Annotated in this window: 19 protein-coding genes; 12 read left to right on the top strand and 7 right to left on the bottom strand. The window is 65.2% G+C overall.

All coding sequences use genetic code 11. The features are described from left to right. The first annotated feature begins 423 nt into the window (after positions 1-423). A complete protein-coding gene (locus MUB46_RS14860; RefSeq protein WP_261616717.1) occupies positions 424-3,171 on the top strand; it encodes an Rne/Rng family ribonuclease in 2,748 nt (915 codons plus the stop codon). Between the two features lie 31 nt (positions 3,172-3,202). Here the strand turns inward: MUB46_RS14860 and MUB46_RS14855 are convergent, their stop codons facing one another. After that, positions 3,203-4,402 carry a pyridoxal phosphate-dependent aminotransferase gene (locus MUB46_RS14855; RefSeq protein WP_261616716.1) on the bottom strand — a complete coding sequence of 400 codons (1,200 nt, stop codon included), beginning with the start codon at positions 4,400-4,402 and terminating at the stop codon, positions 3,203-3,205. A gap of 149 nt (positions 4,403-4,551) precedes the next feature. Here MUB46_RS14855 and MUB46_RS14850 point away from each other — a divergent pair, with 149 nt between their 5' ends. The 5 genes from MUB46_RS14850 to aat all read left to right on the top strand — a co-directional run bounded on the left by MUB46_RS14850 (position 4,552) and on the right by aat (position 9,714). Continuing rightward, the gene (locus tag MUB46_RS14850) at positions 4,552-6,027 is read left to right on the top strand and encodes a M48 family metalloprotease (RefSeq protein WP_261616715.1); all 1,476 of its coding nucleotides are present in this window, start codon (positions 4,552-4,554) and stop codon (positions 6,025-6,027) included. A 45-nt stretch (positions 6,028-6,072) separates the two neighbouring features. Next, positions 6,073-6,957, top strand: a complete 885-nt coding sequence (locus MUB46_RS14845) for a DsbA family protein (RefSeq protein ID WP_261616714.1) — start codon at positions 6,073-6,075, stop codon at positions 6,955-6,957. 176 nt (positions 6,958-7,133) lie between these two features. Further along, entirely contained in the window at positions 7,134-7,598 is a 465-nt protein-coding gene (gene accB, locus MUB46_RS14840; protein WP_261616713.1) for an acetyl-CoA carboxylase biotin carboxyl carrier protein, read from the top strand. Between the two features lie 33 nt (positions 7,599-7,631). Next, positions 7,632-8,984 (top strand): acetyl-CoA carboxylase biotin carboxylase subunit, encoded by a 1,353-nt coding sequence (accC, locus tag MUB46_RS14835; protein ID WP_261616712.1) that lies wholly within the window; start codon positions 7,632-7,634, stop codon positions 8,982-8,984. Between the two features lie 58 nt (positions 8,985-9,042). Continuing rightward, entirely contained in the window at positions 9,043-9,714 is a 672-nt protein-coding gene (aat, locus tag MUB46_RS14830) for a leucyl/phenylalanyl-tRNA--protein transferase (protein WP_261616711.1), read from the top strand. Here aat and MUB46_RS14825 read toward each other — a convergent pair. From MUB46_RS14825 to MUB46_RS14815, 3 genes are all read right to left on the bottom strand, one after another. Then, positions 9,654-10,097 (bottom strand): DUF2155 domain-containing protein, encoded by a 444-nt coding sequence (locus MUB46_RS14825; protein ID WP_425256269.1) that lies wholly within the window; start codon positions 10,095-10,097, stop codon positions 9,654-9,656. The genes aat and MUB46_RS14825 overlap by 61 nt on opposite strands. Positions 10,098-10,227: 130 nt before the next feature. Beyond that, the gene (locus MUB46_RS14820; RefSeq protein WP_261616710.1) at positions 10,228-10,638 is read right to left on the bottom strand and encodes an NADH:ubiquinone oxidoreductase subunit NDUFA12; all 411 of its coding nucleotides are present in this window, start codon (positions 10,636-10,638) and stop codon (positions 10,228-10,230) included. A 159-nt stretch (positions 10,639-10,797) separates the two neighbouring features. Then, positions 10,798-11,466 (bottom strand): response regulator, encoded by a 669-nt coding sequence (locus MUB46_RS14815; RefSeq protein ID WP_261616709.1) that lies wholly within the window; start codon positions 11,464-11,466, stop codon positions 10,798-10,800. Between the two features lie 596 nt (positions 11,467-12,062). Here MUB46_RS14815 and MUB46_RS14810 point away from each other — a divergent pair. Beyond that, complete coding sequence (locus tag MUB46_RS14810) at positions 12,063-15,782, top strand: vitamin B12-dependent ribonucleotide reductase (protein WP_261616837.1); 3,720 nt, start codon at positions 12,063-12,065, stop codon at positions 15,780-15,782. Between the two features lie 88 nt (positions 15,783-15,870). Here the strand turns inward: MUB46_RS14810 and MUB46_RS14805 are convergent, their stop codons facing one another. Continuing rightward, positions 15,871-17,769, bottom strand: a complete 1,899-nt coding sequence (locus tag MUB46_RS14805; protein WP_261616708.1) for a patatin-like phospholipase family protein — start codon at positions 17,767-17,769, stop codon at positions 15,871-15,873. Between the two features lie 240 nt (positions 17,770-18,009). On the opposite strand from MUB46_RS14805, the gene MUB46_RS14800 reads away from it, so the two are divergent. Beyond that, complete coding sequence (locus MUB46_RS14800) at positions 18,010-19,503, top strand: AMP nucleosidase (RefSeq protein WP_261616707.1); 1,494 nt, start codon at positions 18,010-18,012, stop codon at positions 19,501-19,503. A gap of 249 nt (positions 19,504-19,752) precedes the next feature. Here MUB46_RS14800 and MUB46_RS14795 read toward each other — a convergent pair whose 3' ends face one another. Next, entirely contained in the window at positions 19,753-20,148 is a 396-nt protein-coding gene (locus tag MUB46_RS14795; RefSeq protein WP_261616706.1) for a lysozyme inhibitor LprI family protein, read from the bottom strand. A 201-nt stretch (positions 20,149-20,349) separates the two neighbouring features. Here MUB46_RS14795 and MUB46_RS14790 point away from each other — a divergent pair, with 201 nt between their 5' ends. The 4 genes from MUB46_RS14790 to sseA are packed head-to-tail and all read left to right on the top strand — an operon-like array spanning position 20,350 to position 23,486. Beyond that, positions 20,350-21,384 (top strand): cysteine synthase A, encoded by a 1,035-nt coding sequence (locus MUB46_RS14790; RefSeq protein ID WP_261616705.1) that lies wholly within the window; start codon positions 20,350-20,352, stop codon positions 21,382-21,384. A gap of 12 nt (positions 21,385-21,396) precedes the next feature. Next, positions 21,397-22,125 (top strand): alanyl-tRNA editing protein, encoded by a 729-nt coding sequence (locus MUB46_RS14785; protein ID WP_261616704.1) that lies wholly within the window; start codon positions 21,397-21,399, stop codon positions 22,123-22,125. A 4-nt stretch (positions 22,126-22,129) separates the two neighbouring features. Further along, complete coding sequence (locus MUB46_RS14780) at positions 22,130-22,606, top strand: GFA family protein (protein ID WP_261616703.1); 477 nt, start codon at positions 22,130-22,132, stop codon at positions 22,604-22,606. 22 nt (positions 22,607-22,628) lie between these two features. Continuing rightward, positions 22,629-23,486 carry a 3-mercaptopyruvate sulfurtransferase gene (gene sseA, locus MUB46_RS14775; protein WP_261616702.1) on the top strand — a complete coding sequence of 286 codons (858 nt, stop codon included), beginning with the start codon at positions 22,629-22,631 and terminating at the stop codon, positions 23,484-23,486. Positions 23,487-23,525: 39 nt separating this feature from the next. Here sseA and MUB46_RS14770 read toward each other — a convergent pair whose 3' ends face one another. After that, positions 23,526-23,726, bottom strand: a complete 201-nt coding sequence (locus MUB46_RS14770) for a DUF2905 domain-containing protein (protein ID WP_261616701.1) — start codon at positions 23,724-23,726, stop codon at positions 23,526-23,528. Positions 23,727-23,766 lie beyond the last annotated feature (40 nt).

Raw genomic sequence — 23,766 nt, 5'->3', positions numbered from 1 at the left:
GCCGCAGAGGACCGAAGGTTCCGCCGGACAACCCGGGCATTTCGCCGAATCAGGGACGTCCCGTTGAAGCCGCGCTCCGACATAAGCCAGAGGTCGAATCAACCGCCGCGCACCCAATTCGCGGCAGCAAAGGGCGGCATCGAACAGTTCGTTTCGCCCGATTTCTGACCCTCCGCCGGCCTTGCCGGCAGGAAAGTGAGTGTTACGGATGTATGGTTTTGGAGAGCCACCGGCCAGCAATGCGTCTCAGGGCGCACTGCATTTTGAGCCGGCCGGTAAGGCCCGAAACCCCATCATCCTCTTCCCAGATTCCCTTCAGGCCTTCGGGCCGGGAACACACCCAGCAGATCCGGCGCGCCCGCCTGCCCCAGCAAGGTTGGCGGCGATGACGCGCGTGGAATCTTGCGATTCAGAGTTGAGAACATGCCCACCAAGATGCTTATCGATGCGGCGCATCCGGAGGAAACCCGGGTCGTCGTTCTACGCGAAGGAAAGGTCGAGGAGTTCGACTTCGAGGCCGCTGCGCGGCGCCAGCTTCGCGGAAACATCTACCTGGCGAAAGTCACCCGCGTAGAGCCATCGCTCCAGGCCGCCTTTGTCGATTACGGCGGCAACCGGCACGGCTTCCTCGCCTTCAGCGAAATCCATCCGGATTACTACCAGATCCCCTTTGCCGACCGGCAGGCCCTGCTCGCGGCGGAAGAGGAGGACGAAAAGACCCTCGGCGAGTCCGACGACGACACAGACGAACAGTCGTCCGCAGATTCGGACGCCGCCGTGTCGGATTCCGCCCCGGAAGCCGAGGCCGACGGCGATGCGGACTCCGGCGAGGATCGGCCCGGCGACACTGTCGAGGACGTCTCCGGCTCGGGCGACGACTCCGTCGAATCGGTCGGCGGTGATGACGCCCTCGAGGAAGTGCCTGCCCGCAAGTCCAGGCCGCGGCGCTCCTATAAGATTCAGGAAGTCATCAAGAAGCGGCAGATCCTGCTCGTTCAAGTCGTCAAGGAAGAGCGTGGCAACAAGGGCGCCGCACTGACCACCTATCTGTCGCTGGCCGGCCGCTATTCGGTGCTGATGCCGAATACGGCGCGCGGCGGCGGCATTTCCCGCAAGATTGTCAACGCCTCGGACCGCAAGCGGCTCAAGGGCATCGTCGGCGAGCTCGACGTGCCGGAGGGGATGGGCGTCATCCTGCGCACCGCCGGCGCATCGCGCACCAAGGCGGAGATCAAGCGCGACTTCGAGTATCTGCTCAGGCTCTGGGAGAACGTTCGCGAGCTGACGCTGAAATCCGTGGCGCCGACCCTCGTTTACGAGGAAGGCAGCCTGGTGAAGCGGGCGATTCGCGATCTCTACACCAAGGACATCGACCAGGTTCTGGTCGCCGGCGACGAGGCCTATCGCGAGGCCAAGGATTTCATGCGCATGCTCATGCCGAGCCATGCCAAGAACATCCAGCCCTATCGCGACCCCGAGCCGATCTTCACCAAGAACAGGATCGAAGCACAGCTCGATGCGATGATCAGCCCGCGCGTGACGCTCAAGTCCGGCGGCTACATCATCCTCAACCAGACCGAGGCGCTGGTCTCCATCGACGTGAACTCGGGGCGGTCGACCCGCGAGCACAATATCGAGGACACTGCGCTGAAGACGAACCTGGAAGCCGCCGACGAGGTGGCACGCCAGCTGCGGCTACGCGATCTCGCCGGCCTCATCGTCATCGACTTCATCGACATGGAGGAGAAGCGCAACAACCGGTCGGTGGAACGGCGTCTCAAGGACGCGCTGCGCCACGATCGCGCCCGCATCCAGGTCGGCAGGATCAGCCATTTCGGCCTTCTTGAGATGTCGCGGCAGCGCATCCGCGCCGGGGTGCTCGAATCCACCATGCAGCACTGCCCGCACTGCGAGGGCACGGGCTACATCCGCTCCGTGGAATCGGTGGCCCTGAACCTGCTGCGCGGGATCGAGACGGAACTGCTCAAGGGCAAGCCGACCGACCTCACTCTGCGCACCCGCTCGGAAGTCGCCCTCTACGTGCTCAACAACAAGCGCGCTCACCTGCGAGAGCTCGAAGAGCGGTTCGGCGTCATCATTACGATCGGGTCCGACGAAACCGTCGGCGCCTCGTCCTTCGAACTTGAGAAGGGCGAGCCGGCGCGTCCCACCGAACGGGAAGCGGTCGTCAGGCCGGTCTCGGTGGAACCCGAGGAAGAGGAAAGCGCCGCTGAGGCGGACACCGAGGAATCCCGTGAGGCTCGTGAGGCGCGCGACGAGGATGGTGGTCGGCGCAGGCGCAGACGCCGCCGGCGGCGCGGCGGTGGCGACACGTCGGCGGAGGCCGATACCAGCGCCGGCGAAACGTCCGAGGAGACGGAAGCCGTGCCGGGCACCGGCGAGCAGCCAGATGTCGAGATGGCGGACGGTGAAGCGGCGTCGTCCGGTGGACGGCGGCGGCGGCGCGGCCGTCGCGGCGGCAGGCGACATCGCGGCGAGACCGTAGAGGCCACGGCCGAGGCGGAAGCCGCCGAGAGCGGAGAAGCCACCGAGACCGCGGAAAGCTCGGGGATAGCGGAAGACAGTGAGGCAACGGAAGACGGCGGGGTAACCGCGACCGGCGAGACGCCGCAGCTTGAAGCCCCTGCACCGGAAGCCGTATCGCGGGACATCGAGCCCCAGGAAACCCAGCCCCAAGAAACCGCGGCTCCGGAAACCTCGGCTCAGGAGGACGTTGCGCCTCAGGAAGCCGGCAAGGCCGCTGAAGCCGCGCCGGAATCGACCGAAGAACCCGCCGCCGAAGAAAAGCCGAAGAAGCCGCGCCGGTCCCGCCGAAAGGCAGCCGCGCCGGTGGAGGTCGTCGAGGCAGCCGAGGCACCTGCCGAGGCGCCCGAATCGGCCGCAGAGCCGGCATCGGCCCCTGAGCCGGAAATGTCCGGCGAGGCGGAAGCCGCTGCGGAAAGTACCGAGGGGACTGAACAGCCCATCGAGGACGTCCCCCCGACGCAGCCGGAAGAGCCCGCCGCCGAAGCGGAGCCGGAGCCTGTTCCGATGGCCGCGCCCGAACCGGCGGCAAAGCCCGAGCCGCCCAAGGAGCCGGTGTCGGAAGGCGCCGTGCCGAGCGAGCCGCGCAAGGGCTGGTGGCAGCGCCGCAGCCTGTTCGGCGACTGATCGAGAGGATTGGCTGAAGCGCGGGCTGCCGCTAGCGCTTCAGCCACCTGTCGAGGCTGGCGACCGCCTCCTCTATCTCTGCGGTCGGGCCGGCAAAGGATATCCTTAGATATCGATTGCCACGAACCGGATCGAAGTCGAGCCCGGGCGTCGTGGCGACACCGGCTTCCCGCAGCATCCGGTCGGCGAACTCGCCCGAATCGTTGGTGAACCGCCCGACATCGACATAGGCGTAGAAGGCGCCATCCATGGGCAACACCTTGTCGAAGCCGAGCTTCGGCAGGGCGTCCATCAGGATCTCGCGGTTCTTCGCGTAGACTGCCTTGTTGCGCTCCAGTTCGTCGGTGCAATCGAACGCGGCGAGCGCGGCGACCTGGGACAGCGCGGGCGGCGAGATGTAGATATTCTGGGCGAGCCTTTCGATCGGCCGCACCAGCGCCTCCGGCACCACCATCCAGCCGATCCGCCAGCCGGTCATGCAGTAGTACTTTGAGAAGCTGTTGATCACGATGGCGTTTTCATCGTGCTGCAGCGCCGTGTCGCACGGCGCGCCGTAGGTCAGGCCGTGATAGATCTCGTCGGAGATGAACCACATGCCCAGCTCGCGGGCCCGCGTCATCAGGGCTTCCATCTGATCGGGCGCGACGACCGTGCCGCTCGGATTGGCCGGGCTGGCGACCAAGATGCCATCCAGTCGACCGCGCGCCGCGGCTTCATCCAGCATTTCCGCCGTCGGCGCCCAGCGCGACCTCTCGTCCGTCTCGAGCCAGACGGTTTCCAGCCCCATCGCGGAAATGATATTGCGATAGGCGGGGTAGCCGGGGGCTGGCAGCGCGATCCGGCCTCCGACATCGAAAGCCGCCAGGAATGACAGCACGAAGGCGGCCGACGACCCGGTCGTCACGACGATCCGCGACGGCGGCACGTCGATGCCATAGGCGTCGCGGTAGTGCCTGGCGATGCGCTCGCGCAACGGCGTCGTGCCCAGCGCCTCGGTATAGCCGATGCGCCCCTCGGAAAGCGCAGCGTCGACCGCGACCCGCACGCCTTCGGGCGTCGGTGCCCCGGGCTGGCCGACTTCCAGATGCAGAATCCGCTGTCCACCCGTTTCCAGCGCCTTCGCGTCCCGCAGAACGTCCATGGCGATGAACGGCGCGACCTCGGATCGCCGGGACGGTGCCGGCCGGCGTTGCGTAGAACCAGGTCGCTCGTTCTCGATCTTCTCGCTCATCGTCTCCATCTCTCCGCGTTGCGCCCGGCAGGCGGGCATGCGTCTCCGCCACCCTGTCGCCTCAATTGCCGCGCTTTCGTAGCGGAGAGACATCGGTGGGTCCACATTCGCGGCAATTTGACCCGGAGCGACGTGCCCAGGGTTTGACCATGGCCAACGACCACCCTACCCTCGCTGCTTTCATGGAGTTCCGTTCAACCATGGCTGAAAAGACGGCGAAATCTGTGGCGCCAGCACGGCGCGACGGTCGGGGTACGGGTCGACGGTGCGCCAACGCGGTGGTTGCGCTGGCAACCGCCGTATCGGTCGCTTCGATGTCGGTTATGCCCGCCTCGGCACAGTCGATCGGGTTCATTCGCGACGCGGAAATCGAAGACCTGCTCCGCGACTACACGACCCCGATCCTGAAAGCCGCGGGGGTGGGCGCGTCGGCGGTGCACATCTACCTGGTCGGCTCGACAGCCTTCAACGCCTTCGTTGCCGATGGACGGCGCATCTTCGTCAATTCGGGCGTGTTGATGCAGGCAAAGACACCGAACGAAGTCATCGGCGTGCTCGCGCATGAGACAGGCCACATCGCCGGCGGGCATCTGGCCCGCATGCGCCAGCAGTTGCAAAACGCGCAGGCGATTTCAATTCTGGCCACGCTGCTCGGCGCGGCCGCTATGGGCGCGGGCGCGGCGTCCGGCGACTTCGGTTCGGGGGCGCAGGCGGGCAATGCCCTGATGCTCGGCGGCGCGCAGATCGCGAAACGCTCCCTGCTCTCCTACCAGAGGTCCGAGGAGGCCGCTGCGGACCGATCCGCGATCAATTATCTGAATGCCACCGGCCAATCGGCCAAGGGCATGCTGACGACCTTTGCGGGCCTCGCCGACCAGTCGATGCTGTCGGCCAAGTACGCCGATCCCTACGCGGTCAGCCATCCGATGCCGCGCGAACGCGTCTCGGCGCTCGAGCGGGTCGCGCGCGAAAGCCCCTATTTCGACCGAAATGATCCGCCGGAACTGCAAAGGCGCCACGATCTGGTGCGCGCCAAGCTGTCAGGCTACCTCGAACATCCGGGCACAGTGGCGCGGCGCTATCCGAAGTCGGACAAAAGCCTGGCCGCCAACTATGCGCGGACCGTTTCGCAGATGCGGACCGGAGACTACCGCGCCGCGCTTGCAAGCGCCGACGGCCTGATCAAGGCAATGCCGAACAATCCGTATTTCTGGGAGCTCAAGGGCGATCTCCTGGTGAAGTCGGGCAAGCCGCGCGAGGCGATCGCGCCGTATCAGAAAGCCGTGGCGCTGGCCCCCAATCCCGGTCTCATCAAGGTCTCGCTGGGCGGTGCGCTGGTCGCGGCGAACGATCCGGCGCTGCTGAACGAGGGAATCAAGTACCTGAACGGCGGCCTGCAGGAAGAACCGGACTTCGTTACCGGCTACCGCCATCTCGCCATCGCCTACGGCCGCGCAGGGCGCGTGCCCGAGGCGGAACTCGCCACGGCACAGGAACATTTCAAGCGCGGCGACTACGAGATGGCACAGCGGTTCGCGCAGCGCGCCAAGCAGGGTCTGAAAACCGGGTCGCCTGCTTGGCTGCGTGCTGACGATATTTTGACATACAAGCCGCCGCGGTCGTGATAAGCGGACCGTGACAACGCGACTTTAAGCTACGGGACACGCAACATGACGAGAACGCCCATCGTTCTTTCCGCCCTCGCCCTGATCGTGGCCGTGGTTGCGGCGGTCGGAGCCTTCCAGGACAAACCGGCGCCGGGCCTCGACGCAGCCGCCGTCGCCGCGATGATCGACGAGAAAGTCGCCGGTCTCGAGAAGGAGACGGCGGGCGACGACGCCGCGCAAACGCCCGCTGAGCAAACGTCGACGCTCGACGCCGAAACGATCGGCCCGGTGGTTCGTGACTACATGATCGCGAACCCGGACATCCTCGAGGAGATGCTTGCCGCGCTCGAGACGAAGCGGCAGGAGGACGAGGTCTCGGCCCGGTCGGAGGCACTGACGGCGAATCGGGACGCGATCTTCAATTCGCCCAACTCGCCGGTCGTCAACAATCCGACGGGCGACGTGACGCTGGTCGAGTTCTTCGATTACAACTGCGGCTATTGCAAGCGGATGCTTCCCGCCATGATGGACCTCATGAAGACCGACCCGAACCTGCGGGTTGTCTTCAAGGAGTGGCCGGTGCTGTCCGAGGGGTCGGGCGAAGCCGCCCGTATCGCGCTCGGCGTTCTCAAGGTCGCACCGGAGAAGTATCTTGATTTCCACGTGGATTTGATGGCGCAGCCCGGCGGGGGCGACGGGATCGGCCAGAAGGAAGCGCTCGCGGTGGTCGAAAAGCTCGGCCTGGACAAGGATGCTGTCATCGCTGCCTCCAAGGACCCCGCGGTGGACGAACAGATCTCGGAGAACTACAAGATCGCCGAAGCGCTCGGCTTGCGCGGAACGCCTTCCTATGTGATCGGCGACGACGTGATCCCCGGCGCCGTCAGCTTCGAGGAGCTAGAGAGTAAAATCGCCAAGGCCCGAAAGGAGGCCTGCCAGACCTGCTGACCGCGACGGTTTGCGCTGGCGAAACCTAGAATCCGGGGATTTCCCCAAAAACACGCACCAGTCCGTTCGGACGCGATTTGCGGATTGCGTTCGAACGGCTATGTATGGTCTTCCGTCTCCAAAGCGGAAGCAATGACACGATCGGGCTGCCGAGCGGCGGTCGGCAGGATATCAAGATGGCAAAATCCGACCGGGATATAGACCAGACCCTCATTCGCGAACTGGCGGCGCTGCTGAGCGAGACCGATCTGAGCGAGATCGAGATCGAGCAGCAAGGGCTGCGGGTCCGCGTGGCACGCACCGTCTCCGTGGTCGCCGGCGCGGCACCGGCTATCGCAGCCGCCCTGCCGGCCGCTTCCGCCGGACAGGCACCGAGCGCGGGAGCCAGCGCCGAGACCGGTCTGAAGCCCGGCACGGTCACGTCGCCGATGGTGGGAACCGCCTATCGCGCGCCCGAGCCCGGAGCTGCGCCTTTCATTGAAGTCGGGGCCAGCGTTCGCGAGGGCCAGACGCTGGTCATCGTCGAAGCCATGAAGACGATGAACCAGATCCCGGCGCCGAAAGCCGGCACCGTTACAGCGATCCTCGTCGAGGACGGTCAGCCGGTCGAATACGGCGAACCTCTCGTCGTGATCGAATAGTCCGCACTCGACACATCCAACGGGCGCTCGCGCGTGTTCGACAAGGTCCTCATCGCCAATCGGGGTGAAATCGCCCTCCGGGTGCTTCGCGCCTGCAAGGAGCTCGGCATTTCGACCGTCGCCGTCCATTCGACCGCCGACGCGAATGCCATGCATGTGCGCCTAGCCGACGAAAGCGTGTGCATCGGCCCGCCTCCCGCGCGCGACAGCTATCTCAACATCCCGGCGCTGCTCTCGGCTTGCGAGATCACCGGCGCCGACGCGGTGCATCCCGGCTACGGGTTCCTCTCCGAGAACGCCCGCTTCGCCGAAATCCTGCGCGCCCACGACATCGCCTTCATCGGCCCCTCGCCCGAGCACATCCGCATCATGGGCGACAAGATCGAGGCCAAGCGCACCGCGAAGCGGCTCGGCATTCCCGTCGTGCCCGGTTCCGACGGTGCGGTGAAAGACGACAAGGAAGCCGCGCGGATCGCAGCCGAGATCGGCTACCCCGTCCTCGTCAAGGCTGCCGCCGGCGGCGGTGGACGCGGCATGAAGGTCGCGCGCTCGGCCGACGATATCTCCGAAGCCGTGAGCACGGCGCGCTCGGAAGCGAAGGCGGCGTTCGGCGACGACGCGCTCTATATCGAGAAGTACCTCGAACGGCCGCGCCATATCGAGATCCAGGTCTTCGGCGACGGACAGGGCGGCGGCATTCATCTGGGCGAGCGCGACTGCTCGCTGCAGCGCCGCCACCAGAAGGTCTGGGAAGAGGCCCCCTCCCCGGGAATCAACGCAAAGGAGCGGGCGGAGATCGGCCAGCGGGTCGCCAGCGCCATCGCCGAACTGGGCTATTCCGGCGCGGGGACCGTGGAATTCCTGTACGAGAACGGAGAATTCTACTTCATCGAGATGAATACCCGCCTGCAGGTCGAGCATCCGGTCACCGAGATGATCACCGGCATCGACCTGGTCAACGAGCAGATCCGCGTCGCCTCGGGCGGAACGCTGTCGGTCAAGCAATCCGACATCACCTTCGGCGGCCACGCCATCGAATGTCGCATCAACGCCGAGGACCCGGCGACGTTCCGGCCCTCGCCGGGCAAGATCAACTACTACTATCCCCCCGGCGGCCTGGGCGTGCGCGTCGATTCGGCCGTCTATCAGGGCTATTCGATCCCGCCCTACTACGACAGCCTGATCGGCAAGCTGATCGTGCACGGCAAGACCCGCAACGAATGCCTGATGCGGCTGCACCGCGCGCTCGGCGAGTTCGTCGTCGACGGCATTTCCACGACGATCCCCCTGTTCCAGCGGCTGCTGGACCAGACCGATATCGTCGACGGCAACTACGACATCCATTGGCTGGAACGCTTCCTGGCGGCCAACCAGCAGGAAGACTGAGTCAGGCCGGGCCCCGTCCGGTATTGGACGGGCAGCCGCCAGCCCCTAAGTTTCCGCTATGACCACGCCCGACGATCTGTCGCTTTCGATCACCCCGCAGGTTGTGCTGAAGGCGTATGCCTGCGGCATCTTCCCGATGGCCGAGAGCGCGGAAGACCCGAGCCTTTACTGGATCGAACCGCGCGAGCGGGGAATTCTGCCGCTCGACGGGTTCCATATTTCCCGCAGCCTCGCCCGCACGGTGCGCCGTGACGACTACGAGATCCGCATCGACAGTGATTTCGACGCCGTCATCGAGGCCTGCGCCGAGCCGGCACGGGGGCGCCGCAAGACCTGGATCAATTCCGAGATCCGCCGCCTCTACCGGGAGCTATTCCGGATCGGCCATGTCCACACGGTCGAGGTGTGGCGGCAGGACCAGCTTATCGGCGGGCTTTACGGGGTCAGCCTCGGGGCCGCGTTCTTCGGCGAGAGCATGTTTCACCGTGAACGCGACGCCAGCAAGATCGCCCTCGTCCATCTGGTGTCGCGGCTCATCTACGGCGGCTTCACGCTGCTGGACACCCAGTTCGTGACCGACCATCTCAAACGATTCGGTGCGATCGAGGTGCCGCGCAAGGGCTACCAACAAATGCTGGAGCGGGCGATCGCCCAGCAAGCCGATTTCGGTCAGTTGCCGATCCCGAGCTCTTCGGAGCTTGTCTTGCAGTTGGTGAGCCAGACGTCATAGATCGGGTGATCTATGGCGTTGAGGCCAGGACTGTCGGCGAACATCCATCCACTGAAGATCCGCTGAATCTTGCGGTCCAGCGTCACCTCGTCGACTTCGACGAAAGCGGTGGTGCGCGGCGGTTCGGTCGGCGGGCGCGAGTAGCACACGCGCGGAGTGAGCTGCAACGCGCCGAACTGGACGGTCTCGTCCACCAGGACGTCGAAGGTGCGGATCTGACCCGTAATCTTGTCGAGACCGGTGAACTCGGCAACCGGGTTGGAGATCTTCTCGGCGCGCACGCCCGTGGCGGCGGTGATAGCCAAGCCCGCGATCACGAGCGCCGCCAGTACCCCGCTTCGTCCGACCAGCCCCGTCCGGTGTTTCGACACTCGCTGTTCCATCCCCGGCCCCGATCCGGCACCCGTCTTTATCCGATCGCCTCGAAATGTGGTCATCTCGGGTCCGATCGACGCGCGTCACGACATGCGGGAACGAATGGGACAGGCGAAAGGATCATGAAATCCGCCCGGATCATGCGTCCGGCGACCAGGCCTCGTAGTCGCCCGTCACCCGCGGGCGCCGCTCCGGCGTCAGCGTGCTTCCGGGCGGCCGATAGGCCGCCGCCGTGCCGGTCATGTTCGGCTGATGCGGCTTCTGCCACTCGCGCGGCTGGTAGTCGGTCTCGGTGGGCGGCGTGTCCACTTTGTGGTGCATCCATCCCCACCAGCCGGGCGGAATCATGCTCGCCTCGGCAGGCCCGTTGAAAAGGACCCAACGCCGCTGGAAGCCCAGGTCACGATCCACCGCACCACCGCGCGTGCGGTAGTACCGGTTTCCGAATTCGTCCTCGCCGACGAATTCGCCCCTCAGCCACGTGTTGAACCGCGTGCCGAGCGTGGCCTTGTGCCACCAGGCGAAGATCTGAATGATGAAGTCGCGCATCGTCCGCCCTTGAAATGCCGGCGGACTATGGCGGGAACGGGCCCGCGTGTCCAGCCTTGTCGGATAGACGAAATCCGGATTCCACCGCCTTTGCGGCCCGGCCTGCCGACACCGCCCGGACATGGCGGCCGTGACCGAGGTGGCTGCGGCATCGCGCCGCTACGTGACGTTCCAGCTGTTCCAGGTGACCTTCGATTGATCGGCCTGTCCGCCCTGGGACGGATCGTGTTCGCCGAGCTCGCCGTTGACGATCCTGTCGACCACGTCCTGAGCGTTCTCGGCGCGCTTGGCGATCGCGTCCTGCATGGCCTTCTGCTTGCGCAGCAGATTGCCCACGTCGGCACGGCGAATGCGTTCCTCGAGCACCTCCTCCATGCCGCCGAGGACATAGTGATTGTCCTGCAGAACGAACTCGCGGTCGTCGCGGAGCAGCCATTCGAATCTGTGGCGCAGCGCGATGGGAGACACCGGCATGACGACAATGTTGTTCACGCCGATCGAGAAGGCCCGGTCGACCATCGACAGGGTCGGCATCGGCGTAATCGCGAGAATCGGCATGAACGACAGCGGCTCCATGTCCTTCTGGCGAATCGTCCGCACCAGCCGATAGCCGCTCATCGGCTTCATGTCCCACTCGGCGATCAGCACGGTCGGGGGATCGACCATCATGTCGCTGAGCGCCTGCTCCGCGTGGTCGTAGGCGCGCAGCCGGGCGATGTGCATGGAGGACACCATCGATCGCAGTATCGCCTGCGCCCCCCTGTTGTCGTGCACGAGCACGACGTCCAGAGACGCGAGAGTTTTTCCATAGGCGAGACTAGTTGGCATCGATATCGGCTCCGTCTGTCGTGGGGCACGGTAGCCAGACCGACTTAAGCCGCGTTGAAATCGATAGGGACAATTCGAGACGAATCGTCCTCAATGATTTTCACTTCGATTTTCGGCGGGTCCGGCGGACCGGACAGCGCCCTCAGAAACGGCCTGCGGATCCCCTTCGCAAGGCGCCGGGCGGGTTGTCCCCAGGATTCACCGGCTGTTAATTTCCGACACCATATCTTGTTGACACAAAACCCGCGGGCCACAAGGGATTGTGAAAAATTGACGTCAGCAGACGTGAATGTCCTTGACGCAATCCGTGCGAGTCTTTTAGCGTTACTCATGTTGTCGCCTACGGCACAGCTTTCGCCGGTCGGCGGAAATTCCATATAAGTATCAATGAGTTACGCCTTTCGGGTCACCCGAGGGTAACGATAAAATGCGCCCATGGCTCGGGGATCGATCCGTGGGCGGCAGCGTGAGGCGTTGCGGCGTCGCGAGACGCGAATGACGGGGCAATCGCCGTCATAAATCGGACAGGAGCCGGGTCAGTCAGGTCCGGCGCGGGGCAAGTGCGCGCCGAACAGCGCGAACGGGGAATGAGCAAGATGCGGATAGAGCGGCGTTACACCGTCGAAGGGAAATCACCCTATGAGGGGATCGATTTCCGGACCACCACCAGCGAGATTCGCAACCCCGACGGTTCGATCGTGTTCCGGCTCGCAGACATCCAGGTCCCGGCCGGCTGGTCGCAGGTGGCGAGCGACATCCTCGCCCAGAAGTATTTCCGCAAGGCTGGCGTCCCCGCGCGGCTGAAGCCGGTCGAGGAGAACACGGTTCCCTCCTGGCTGTGGCGATCCGTGGCCGACGAAGAAGCCCTCGCCGAGCTGCCCGAGGACGAGCGCTACGGCCCTGAAACCGATTCCTGCCAGGTCTTCGACCGCCTCGCCGGCACCTGGACCTACTGGGGCTGGAAGGGCGGCTATTTCGACTCGGAAGCCGACGCCCGCGCCTTCTTCGACGAGCTGGCCTTCATGCTGGCGACGCAGAAGTGCGCGCCGAACAGCCCGCAATGGTTCAACACCGGCCTGCACTGGGCCTACGGCATCGACGGTCCCGGCCAGGGCCATCACTATGTCGATTTCCAGACCGGCGTGCTGACCGCGTCGGCCTCGGCCTATGAGCACCCGCAGCCGCACGCCTGCTTCATCCAGTCGGTCGAGGACGATCTCGTCAACGACGGCGGCATCATGGACCTGTGGACGCGCGAGGCGCGCCTGTTCAAGTACGGTTCCGGCACCGGCTCCAATTTCTCGATGGTGCGCGGCGACGGCGAAAAGCTGTCGGGCGGCGGCAAGTCGTCTGGCCTGATGAGCTTCCTGAAGATCGGCGACCGCGCCGCCGGCGCCATCAAGTCGGGCGGGACCACGCGCCGCGCCGCCAAGATGGTCGTCGTCGACGTCGATCACCCGGACGTCCAGGACTACGTCAACTGGAAGGTGAAGGAGGAGCAGAAGGTCGCCGCCCTCGTCACCGGCTCCAAGACCTGCCAGAAGCACCTGACCGCCATCATGAAGGCGTGCGTGAACTGCCAGGGCCCGGGCGAGGACTGCTTCGATCCCACCAAGAACCCCGCGCTGAAGCGCGAGGTGCGCGCCGCCAAGAAGGCGCACGTGCCGGAGAACTACATCCGCCGCGTGATCCAGTTCGCCAAGCACGGCTACACGTCGATCGAATTCCCGGTCTACGACACCGACTGGGATTCCGAGGCCTATCTCACGGTCTCCGGCCAGAACTCGAACAACTCCGTGCGCGTCACCGACGAATTCCTGCGCGCGGTCGAGGACGACGATGAGTGGAACCTGATACGCCGGCTCGACGGCGGGGTCGCCAAGACATTGAACGCCCGCGACCTGTGGGACGACATCGGCCATGCCGCGTGGGCCTGTGCCGATCCCGGCATCCAGTTCCACACCACCATCAACGACTGGCACACCTGCCCGGCCGGCGGCGAGATCCGCGCCTCCAACCCGTGCTCCGAGTACATGTTCCTCGACGACACGGCCTGCAACCTCGCCTCGCTGAACCTGCTGCAGTTCCGCGACGAGGACGGCAAGTTCGATGTCGCCGCCTTCGAGCATGCCACGCGTCTATGGACGATCGTGCTCGAGATCTCGGTGCTGATGGCGCAGTTCCCCTCCAAGCGCATCGCCGAACTCTCCTACGAGTACCGCACGCTGGGTCTCGGCTACGCCAATATCGGCGGCCTGCTGATGACCTCGGGCATTCCCTACGACTCCACGGAAGGCCGCGCCCTGTGCGGCGCCATCACGGCGCTGATGACCGGTGTCGCCTACGCCACGTCGGCGGAGATGGCATCGGCGCTCGGCGCCTTCCCCAGCTATGAACCGAACCGCGAGCACATGCTGCGGGTGATCCGCAACCATCGCCGGGCAGCCCATGGCGAGGCCGAGGGCTACGAGGCGCTCAACACCCTGCCCGTCCCGCTCGATATCGCCTCCTGCCCGGAAAGCGAGATCACTACGGCGGCGCGCGCTGCCTGGGACAAGGCGCTGGAAATCGGCGAGGAGCACGGCTACCGCAACGCCCAGGTCTCGGTCATCGCGCCGACTGGCACCATCGGCCTGGTCATGGACTGCGACACGACCGGCATCGAGCCCGATTTCGCCCTGGTGAAGTTCAAGAAGCTCGCCGGCGGCGGCTATTTCAAGATCATCAACCGGGCCGTTCCCGCCGCCCTGTCGAAGCTCGGCTACGAGCCGTCGCAGATCGACGAAATCATCGGGTACGCGGTGGGCCACGGCAGCCTGAACGGCGCACCGGCGATCAACCACGACACGCTCAGGGCCAAGGGCTTCACCGAGGAGAAGCTCGAGGCGATCGAGCAGGCGCTGAAATCCGCATTCGATATCAAGTTCGCGTTCAACAAGTGGACGTTGGGCGAAGATTTTGTCCAGGGGGCCCTGGGGGTCGCGGCGGACAAACTGGCGGACCCGAGCTTCGACCTGTTGTCGGAGCTCGGGTTCAGCCGGCGCGACATCGAAGCGGCCAACACCCATGTCTGCGGCGCGATGACCCTGGAAGGCGCGCCGCATCTGAAGGACGAGCACCTTGCCGTCTTCGATTGCGCCAGCCCCTGCGGGCGCAATGGCAAGCGCTTCCTGTCGGTGGAAAGCCACATCCGCATGATGGCCGCGGCGCAGCCGTTCATCTCGGGCGCCATCTCCAAGACGATCAACATGCCAAACGAGGCGAGCGTCGAGGATTGCACGAGCGCCTACATGCTGTCCTGGCGTCTCGGCATCAAAGCGAACGCGCTCTATCGCGACGGCTCCAAACTGTCCCAGCCGCTGTCGGCGCAGCTTCTCGCCGACGACAGCGAGGATGAGGACGACGTCGTCGAGCAGATGGTGTCGCAGCCCGCCCAGGCGAAGGCCGCGGCGATGGCCGAGCGGATCGTCGAACGCGTCGTAGAGAAGGCGGTGCGCGAGCGCGAGAAGCTGCCGCATCGGCGCAAGGGCTATACCCAGAAGGCCATCGTCGGGGGCCACAAGGTCTACATCAGGACTGGCGAGTACGAGGACGGCCGGCTCGGCGAAATCTTCGTCGACATGCACAAGGAAGGCGCCGCCTTCCGCAGTCTGATGAACAACTTCGCCATCGCCATATCGCTTGGCCTGCAGTACGGCGTGCCGCTCGAGGAATTCGTGGAGGCCTTCACCTTCACCCGCTTCGAGCCGGCCGGCTTCGTGCAGGGCAACGATTCGATCAAGAACGCCACGTCGATCCTCGACTACATCTTCCGCGAGCTGGCGATCTCCTACATCGGCCGCCACGATCTCGGCCACGTCGATTCGGCCGACATCGGCTCGACCGCGATGGGGGCCGGCGTCAGCGAGGGCAAGCCGGAGCCGGCGGTGCCCGCCGCCAAGTTCGTGTCGACCGGCCTCGTGCGCGGCCGCGTCAACGAGAAGCTGGTGGTGGTGCACGGCTCGGAACCCGGCGGCCGGACGGCGGATTCGTCCACCGGAGCCATCGGACAGCTTCAGGCCCGCGCCAAGACCTTTGCGGGCACCGGGTCGGGCGGCGGTCAGGCGACCGCGCTAAAGCACGAGATCGAGATCGACGTCGAAGTGGAGACCGAGACCGAGGTGGTGGCGACGCCGAGCGTCGAGGAGCAGCGCGCCCAGGCCCGCCTGAAGGGCTATGTCGGCGAGAGCTGTGGCGAGTGCGGCAACTTCACGATGGTGCGCAACGGCACCTGCCTGAAGTGCGACACGTGCGGTTCCACCAGCGGCTGCAGCTAAGCCTCCGCATTACCGAAGATCATCGCGGGCGGCCTCATGGCCGCCCGTTTCGATTCGCCGACCGTTTCTATTATCCGATCGTCTCGTTTCAGGGCCGGACAGCGGATCGATCCCTCTGCGCCTGCTCGATCAGCGCCATCGGGCCGCCGGCCTCCTCGATGAGGCGGGAGACATACCGATAGCAGCGCTCTTCCTGGGCGCGGCCCGACTTCCAGTCGAGCAGGCCCATCCGGTCCGGCACTGGCAGGCTGACCAGCAGATCAGAGCCGATCTCGGTCTCCCGCAGGGACCGGCGGCTGGTCACCAGCATCGCGCGCGACAGCACGTCGAACAGGCTCGGGAAAGACCGCCGGCGCTGCAGCACGATGTCGGCGATGAGCCGCTCGCGGCCCGGCACCGGATCGTAGCGGCGGCCGCGCGGGCGGCGATCCTCGCGGAAGAAACCAGCAAGCACGTTGGGCCCGATCTTCAAGTCGCGCATCACCGAGACCGGCAGGTTATCGACCAAGGCGCCATCGACCAGCAAGTCGCCCTCCTCCGTCGTAAACGGCGGCAGCGCGCCGGGGACCGCACCGGACGAGCGGATCGCCTGCCAGATCGGTCCGGTGCGGTGCACATGCAGGCTGTCGCGCGACAGGTTGGTCGAGACAGCGAAGGCGTTGAGCGGCAGGTCGGCGATGTCCGCGTTTCCGTAGCTGGCAACCAGCTCGCGCTCGAAGACGGTATGGTCGAGGAAGCTGAACACCGGCAGCGTGAAGCGACGCAGCGCCCGCTTCCTGACGAAGATCTCGTCGATGCGATCCATCACGTCCTCGGGACGCTTGCCGGCGGCAAGCGTCAGGGCCATCGCGGCACCGGCGCTGGTTCCGCCGAAGATGTCGAACGCCATCCCGGCGTCGCGGAAGGCGCGGGCGAGACCGAGATGACCGCAGCCGAGCGCGCCACCGCCGCCGAACACCGCTCCGACCGCGCGGCCGGCGAGAAACCGGGCGACCCGCTCGGCATCGCCCGGGGCATCGAGCGCGACATGGTGGTGCAACGCGACCTTATGCCTGGCGAGCCAGGCCGGCGTGCCTGCGATCGGCGTCGTGGAGGTCTCACGCCACAGGATGAGACTGCGGTTGCGCGTGAGGAACAGATCGGCACAGGTGCGCTCCAACCGGTCGCGCCCGGGCACGGCGGCATCGCCGAGGCGGCCGACGAGGACGACGGAATCGCACTGGCGCAGCAGCAACTCGGCGCGTTCGGCCCCATCGGCTTCGGGAACCGGCAGCGGACAGAGAACGAACCTGCAATCCCGTTCAAGGTTGGAGAGCCTAATGTCGATCGCAGCGGCGCCATGATCCGCGGCCGGATCGGGAACCGGATCAGGACGGAGGACCTGTGTCGGGCCGTACTGCGCCAGCGCCGCCTCGAGCCGCTTCACCAGGATATGCGGGATCGGCGCTAGGCCCACCGGACACAGCGCGATGGTCCTGCCGGGCGAGCGGGCGGGCGGACGCGCTGTCGCCGCGATCGTCTGCATGCGTTCGGCAAGGCGCACCAGAAGTCCCTCCTGCAGCAGCGGCACGCGCTCGAAGAGCTGCTGATAGGTCGTGCGAGACACCGCGATAACCTCGCTGTCACGTGCCGCAACGACGGTGGCTGTACGGGGCTGGCCGGTCAGAAAGGCGAGATCACCAACCGGCTCGCCGACACCGATCTCGGCGACGGGGTCCTGATCGGCATCGATAAACACGAAGAATCGTCCGCTTGCGACCAGATACAATGTGTCCGAGGGGTCTCCGCGCTCGAACAGAACCTGGCCACGCGCGATGCAGCGCAGCTCGACCATTCTGGCGACATCTGCGAACGACCGCCGCGACAGGCTGCGGAACGGTTCGAGGCACCGCAACGCGCGTGCCAGCCGCGGATAGCTCCGGTCACCGTCGCGCCGGGCACCGACACTGTCCGATCCGCGGACATTCAACGTCGAAACGGTCCCCATCGAAGTCGCTCCTTCCGGTAGCGCTGGACCTGCACGAAGCCTGTGCCCGTAGTCGTCGCGGGCCTGGTCGCGAGGAATCCCATGCATGGGACCAATAGTAATCACGGCCGCGTTTCAGGAGTTTTTCTCCCGCCGGCGCGTTTTCGATCCGTTTGTTTCAATCCGGTTTCGCCGAGGCGCACCTAAAGCAGCCGCCGAAACCGCGCTTGACTTCACCCGGCCCCGATGAAAGCTGAAACCATGAGCGCTACATCCGGCTTTATCACGCCTCCTCGAATCGCCACCGAGTCGTTTCAGTCCGCCGAGCAAGCCGTCATTCGGCTCTCCGAGATCTACGAGCGCAACACGGCCTTCCTGCGCGATCACTTCCAGGGTTTCGTGGGAGGCGATATTCCCTCCGCCCCGGTGCGTGCGACCTACCCGTTCGTCCGGATAACGACGGCTACTCACGCCCGTGTCGATTCGCGGCTGTCCTACGGGTTCGTCTCAGGCCCCGGGGTCCACGAGACCACGGTGACGCGACCGGATCTCTTTCGTCGCTATCTGGTCGAGCAGATCGGCCTGCTGATCGAGAACCACCGGGTTCCCGTCGAGATCGGCGAATCGGACGAGCCGATTCCGATCCATTTCGCCTATCGCCGCGACATCAATATCGAGACGGAAGCCGGCCACCTGGCTGTCGAAAGCCCGCCGTTGCGCGACCTGTTCGATACACCAAATCTGGCGGCGATGGACGACGCCATCGTAAACGGGACAATTCTGCCGAGTCCCGGCGCAGCGGCGCAGCTCGCGATGTTCCGGGCGGCCCGCATCGACTATTCACTGCACCGCCTGTCGCATTACACGGGGACCGCGCCGGAGCATTTCCAGAACTTCGTGATTTTCACGAACTACCAGTTCTATGTCGACGATTTCTCGCGTATCGGCCATCAGCGCATGGCCGACGGCGATCCGGTCGCGACAGCGTTCGTGGAACCGGGCAATCTGATCACCCACAATGCCCGACTGAAGTCCGGATCGTCCGGACAGCCCCCGGCCCGGATGCCGCAGATGCCGGCCTATCATCTGGTACAGCCGGACGATTCCGGTATCACCATGATCAACATCGGCGTCGGGCCGTCCAACGCCCGCACCATCACCGACCATGTGGCCGTGCTGCGGCCGCATGCCTGGCTGATGCTCGGGCATTGCGCGGGACTGAGGAATACCCAGAAACTTGGAGACTACGTGCTGGCCCACGGCTATGTGCGCGAAGACCATGTGCTCGACGAGGAGCTGCCGCTTTGGGTGCCGATTCCGGCGCTCGCCGAGGTGCAGGTCGCCATCGAGCAGGCTGTCGGCGAAGTCACCGGGCTGAACGGCTACGAGCTCAAGCGCGTGATGCGCACCGGTACGGTGGCGAGCGTCGACAACCGGAATTGGGAGCTATCGGACCACGGCGCGATCCTGCGACGGCTGTCGCAATCGCGCGCGGTGGCCCTCGACATGGAATCGGCGGCCATCGCGGCCAACGGCTTCCGGTTCCGCGTGCCGTACGGCACGCTCCTATGTATCTCGGACAAGCCTTTGCACGGGGAAATCAAGCTCGCCGGTATGGCCGGCGAGTTCTATCGCCAGCGGGTCGGACAGCACCTGGAAATCGGACTGAAGGCCCTCGAAAAGCTGAAATCCCAGGAGCGTGAGCGATTGCATTCGCGAAAACTGCGAAGTTTCGCCGAAGTCGCGTTTCAATAAGCGTGATTACGCAGCGTAATAATACTGTGCCCGAACAGCAACAGACCGAATGGATTTCCGATATTCTGCCGGCACGACGCGCATTAAGCCGGCGAATCAGTCAAACTGTTTTTCATTGATGAGGGGTTAGCCCCTCGCCCGCGACGGAGGGGTCGCGGGGGCGAGACATCAGCGAAACCTCCCTCCGTTGGTGCGTATCAAACTAGGGCGGCCTTTAGCCGCCCTTTTGTTTTGCGCAGCTCAAGCTGGTCAGTACGGCCCGCGCGACGCGATGTCCTTGAGAATGGTATCGAGTGCGCCGATACGCTGGGCGATCGTCTGGCCGATACATTCCGGATCGCCGGTGCAGGCCTCGCGCGCCTTCAGGAAAGCCTGCTGGGACGCGGCCATCTCCATGCCCGTCTCCGGTTTGACCAGCGCATTGAGCACGTTGTAGAGCGTGATCATCTGCAGATCCATCGCCGCCAGGACGGGGGTCGAGCAGATTGCGGTCTCGACGGGGCGAAGCTGGTAGCGACAATCCACGGTGCCGGCGACCAGTGTCATCGTATCGTCGGCCTCGGTCTGCTCCTGCGCGGAAGCGCCGGCGGCGCCGAATGCGACGGCTACCGTCGCCAAGGCGGCGAATATCGCGTTACGAAGCATTATCGGATGTTCCTCTTCTCGTTTGTCGCCCCGCTCATACCCGGAACCAGCCACGCCATGCAATGTTGGCAATATCGGAATCGGCGAACTCGGGCTATGGCGGGTTTGTCGACGGTCCGCTTGAACGCCCCCCGCGCGGCCTCTAAGTTCGACCGATAGCAGAGACTTCAGGGTTCAGGAAAGGGAGGACCAGCGTCCGACATGGACTATCGTGACGGCCTCGTCGAGGCGATCGGCAATACGCCACTAATCAAGTTGCGCCACGCCTCGGAGGCGACAGGCTGCACCATTCTCGGCAAGGCCGAATTCCTGAATCCGGGCCAGTCGGTCAAGGACCGGCCAGCTCGGCAGATGATCCTCGAAGCCGAGAAGCGCGGCGACTTGAAGCCCGGCGGGCTCGTGGTCGAGGGCACAGCCGGCAATACGGGCATCGGACTGGCCCTGGTGGCGGACGCGCGCGGATATCGCACCGTGATCGTCATTCCCGAGACGCAGAGCCAGGAAAAGAAGGACATGCTGCGGCTGGCCGGCGCCACGCTAGTCGAGGTCCCGGCCCTGCCATACGCCAATCCCAACAACTACCAGCATGTCGCGCGGCGGATGGCCGACAACCTGCGCAAGACCGAACCGAACGGCGTCCTGTTCGCCGATCAGTGGAACAACCTCGACAACCGCGGGGCCCACTATGACTCGACCGGGCCGGAGATCTGGGCGCAGACCGCGGGCAAGGTCGACGGGTTCATCTGCTCCGTCGGCACCGGCGGAACACTCGCGGGAACCTCGACGTTCCTGCGCGACCGGAACGCCGACATCGTGATCGGTTGCGCCGATCCGCGCGGCGCGGCGATGTACGAGCTGTTCGCCCATGGCGAAGCCAAGTCGACCGAAGGCGGCTCGATCACCGAGGGCATCGGGCTTGGTCGCGTGACGCCGATCATCGAAGACATCCATGTCGACAAGGCCTATCTGATCGAGGACAGCGAGGCGGTTCCGGTGGTGTTCGACCTGCTGGAACACGAGGGGCTGTGCCTTGGGGGGTCTACCGGCGTCAACGTCGCCGGCGCCATCCGGCTCGCCAGGGAGATGGGTCCGGGGCATACGATCGTCACGATCCTGTGCGATCCCGGCACCCGTTATCAGTCGAAGCTGTTCAATCCGGACTTCCTGCGTTCGAAGAACCTGCCCGTTCCAGGCTGGCTCGAACGCGCCATCGATATCGAAATTCCCTTCGAGTAGGCGGAGACCAAGGTGCCAGAGACCGAACCGCTGTTCCGCGACGACGCCTATCTCAAATCCTGCGAGGCGACCGTCCTCGGCGTCAACGATCGCGGCGGCATCGTGCTCGACCGGACGGTGTTCTACCCGACCGGTGGCGGGCAGCCAGGCGACAAGGGCGTTCTGCGGCTTCAGGACGGGACCGAGATCCAGATCGCCACCGCGGTCAAGGGCGACGCGCCCGGTGAGATCGTGCACGTCCCCGCCGAGCCCGGCGCCCTCCCTGAGCCCGGCCAGACGGTCAAGGCGGAGATAGACTGGGACACGCGCTACAAGCGGATGCGCGTTCACACGGCGCTGCATCTGTTATCGGTCGCCATGCCGCATCCGGTGACCGGCGGGCAGATTTCCGATGATTACGGCCGCCTGGACTTCGCGATCGAGGGAACGGTACCGCAGAAGGAGGAGCTCACGGAACAGCTCAACGCGCTGCTTTCCGGCGACCACCTCGTGACGACAGAATGGATCACCGACGCGGAGCTCGAGGCCAACCCGGACTTGGTCAAGACGATGAGCGTGAAGCCACCGATGGGCGCCGGCAAGGTGCGGCTGGTGCGGATCGGCCAGGATGTCGACCTGCAGCCGTGTGGCGGCACGCACGTGGCGCGCACCGGCGAAATCGGCGCGATGGTCGTCACCAAGATGGAATCGAAGGGCGCGCAGAACCGCCGGGTGCGCATCGCCTTCGCAGATGGGGCGTGAAGCAATGCTTCTTAAGGGCTCCTGCCATTGCGGCGCGGTTACCTTCTCGCTGCAATCCTCGACGCCCTACCCTTACATGCGCTGCTATTGCTCTATCTGCCGCAAGACGGCGGGCGGCGGCGGCTATGCCATCAATCTCGGCGGCGACGCCTCGACGCTGAAGGTTCAGGGCGAGAAGGACATCACCGTATTCCACGCACAAGTCGACGGCGAGGAGAGCCCGGGCGAGCGGCGCTTCTGCAAGAAGTGCGGCAGCGCGCTATGGGTCTGGGATCCGCGCTGGCCAGAACTCGTCCATCCCTTCGCATCGGCGATCGATACCGAACTGCCCGTTCCACCGGAGCGAGTTCATCTGATGCTGGCCTACGCACCGGATTGGGTGCAGCCCGACATCCGCGAGAATGACGACAAATTCGACGAGTATCCGCTTGAATCGCTTGCCGGCTGGCACGAGAAACGCGGCCTGACGAGCAAAGACTGAACGAAAGGACCAAAGGAACACCATGGCCGGCGAACGCGCGCAATTCCTCGTTTCCACCGAATGGCTCGCCGAACATTTGTCGGCGCCGGATCTCGTGGTGGTCGACGGATCCTGGTACCTGCCGCACATGGAACGCGACCCGAAGGCGGAATATCGGGAAAACCACATCCCCGGCGCCGTGTTCTTCGATATCGACGACATCGCCGACACCGACACCGACCTGCCCCACATGCTGCCGCGGCCGGAGAAATTCTCCTCGCGGATGCGCAAGCTCGGCATCGGCGACGGTCAACGCATCGTCGTGTACGACGGGGCGGGCCTGTATTCTGCGGCGCGGGTCTGGTGGATGTTCCGGATCATGGGCGTGGCGGACGTGGCCGTGCTCGACGGCGGGCTGCCGAAATGGCTCGCCGAGAACAGGCCGGTGGAGCCGGGCCCGGTGACGAAGCAGGAACGCCATTTCACCGCGCGCCTGGACCATGGCGCGGTCCGCGATGCCGCAGACGTCCTGCGTTCGCTCGGCAACGGCTACGAGACGGTTCTGGACGCCCGTTCGCCGGGCCGCTTCGCCGGCACCGAGCCGGAACCGCGTGAGGGCGTGCGCGGCGGGCACATGCCCGGCAGCGTCAACCTGCCCTGGGACTCCCTGGTCACGCCCGAGGGCGTCCTGAAGAGCAACGAGGATTTGAAGGCGACCTTCGACGCGGTCGGCGTCAGCCGGCGCATACCGGTGATCACCAGTTGCGGATCCGGCGTGACGGCGGCGATCCTGGTGCTGGCGCTGCAGGTCATCGGCCACCGCCAAACGGCGGTTTACGACGGCTCTTGGTGCGAATGGGGCGGCCGCGCCGACCTGCCCGTGGCGACGGGCATGGAGTGAAAGTGGGCCATGGAGTGAAGGTCCCTGCTCAAACCCCCATCACCGGCCGAACAGCCACAGTAACAGGCTGAGGACGGCGCTGATCAGCAGCGACGTCACGATCGGAACGTAAAGGCGGACGCCTTCGCGTTCGATGACGATGTCGCCAGGCAGACGGCCGAGGCCGAGCCTTGCCAGATACGGCCACAGCAGCCCGACGACGACCAGCACCAATCCGAGCATGACGAGAAAACGGCCCATGCCCCTGATGTGAGGCGCATGGGCCGGTATTCAAGCCGGT

Source organism: Microbaculum marinisediminis (genome assembly GCF_025397915.1).
Taxonomy (GTDB): Bacteria; Pseudomonadota; Alphaproteobacteria; order Rhizobiales; family Tepidamorphaceae; genus Microbaculum; species Microbaculum marinisediminis.
Note: the sequence above shows the minus strand (reverse complement) of the source record. Positions and strands in the feature narration are given on the sequence as shown.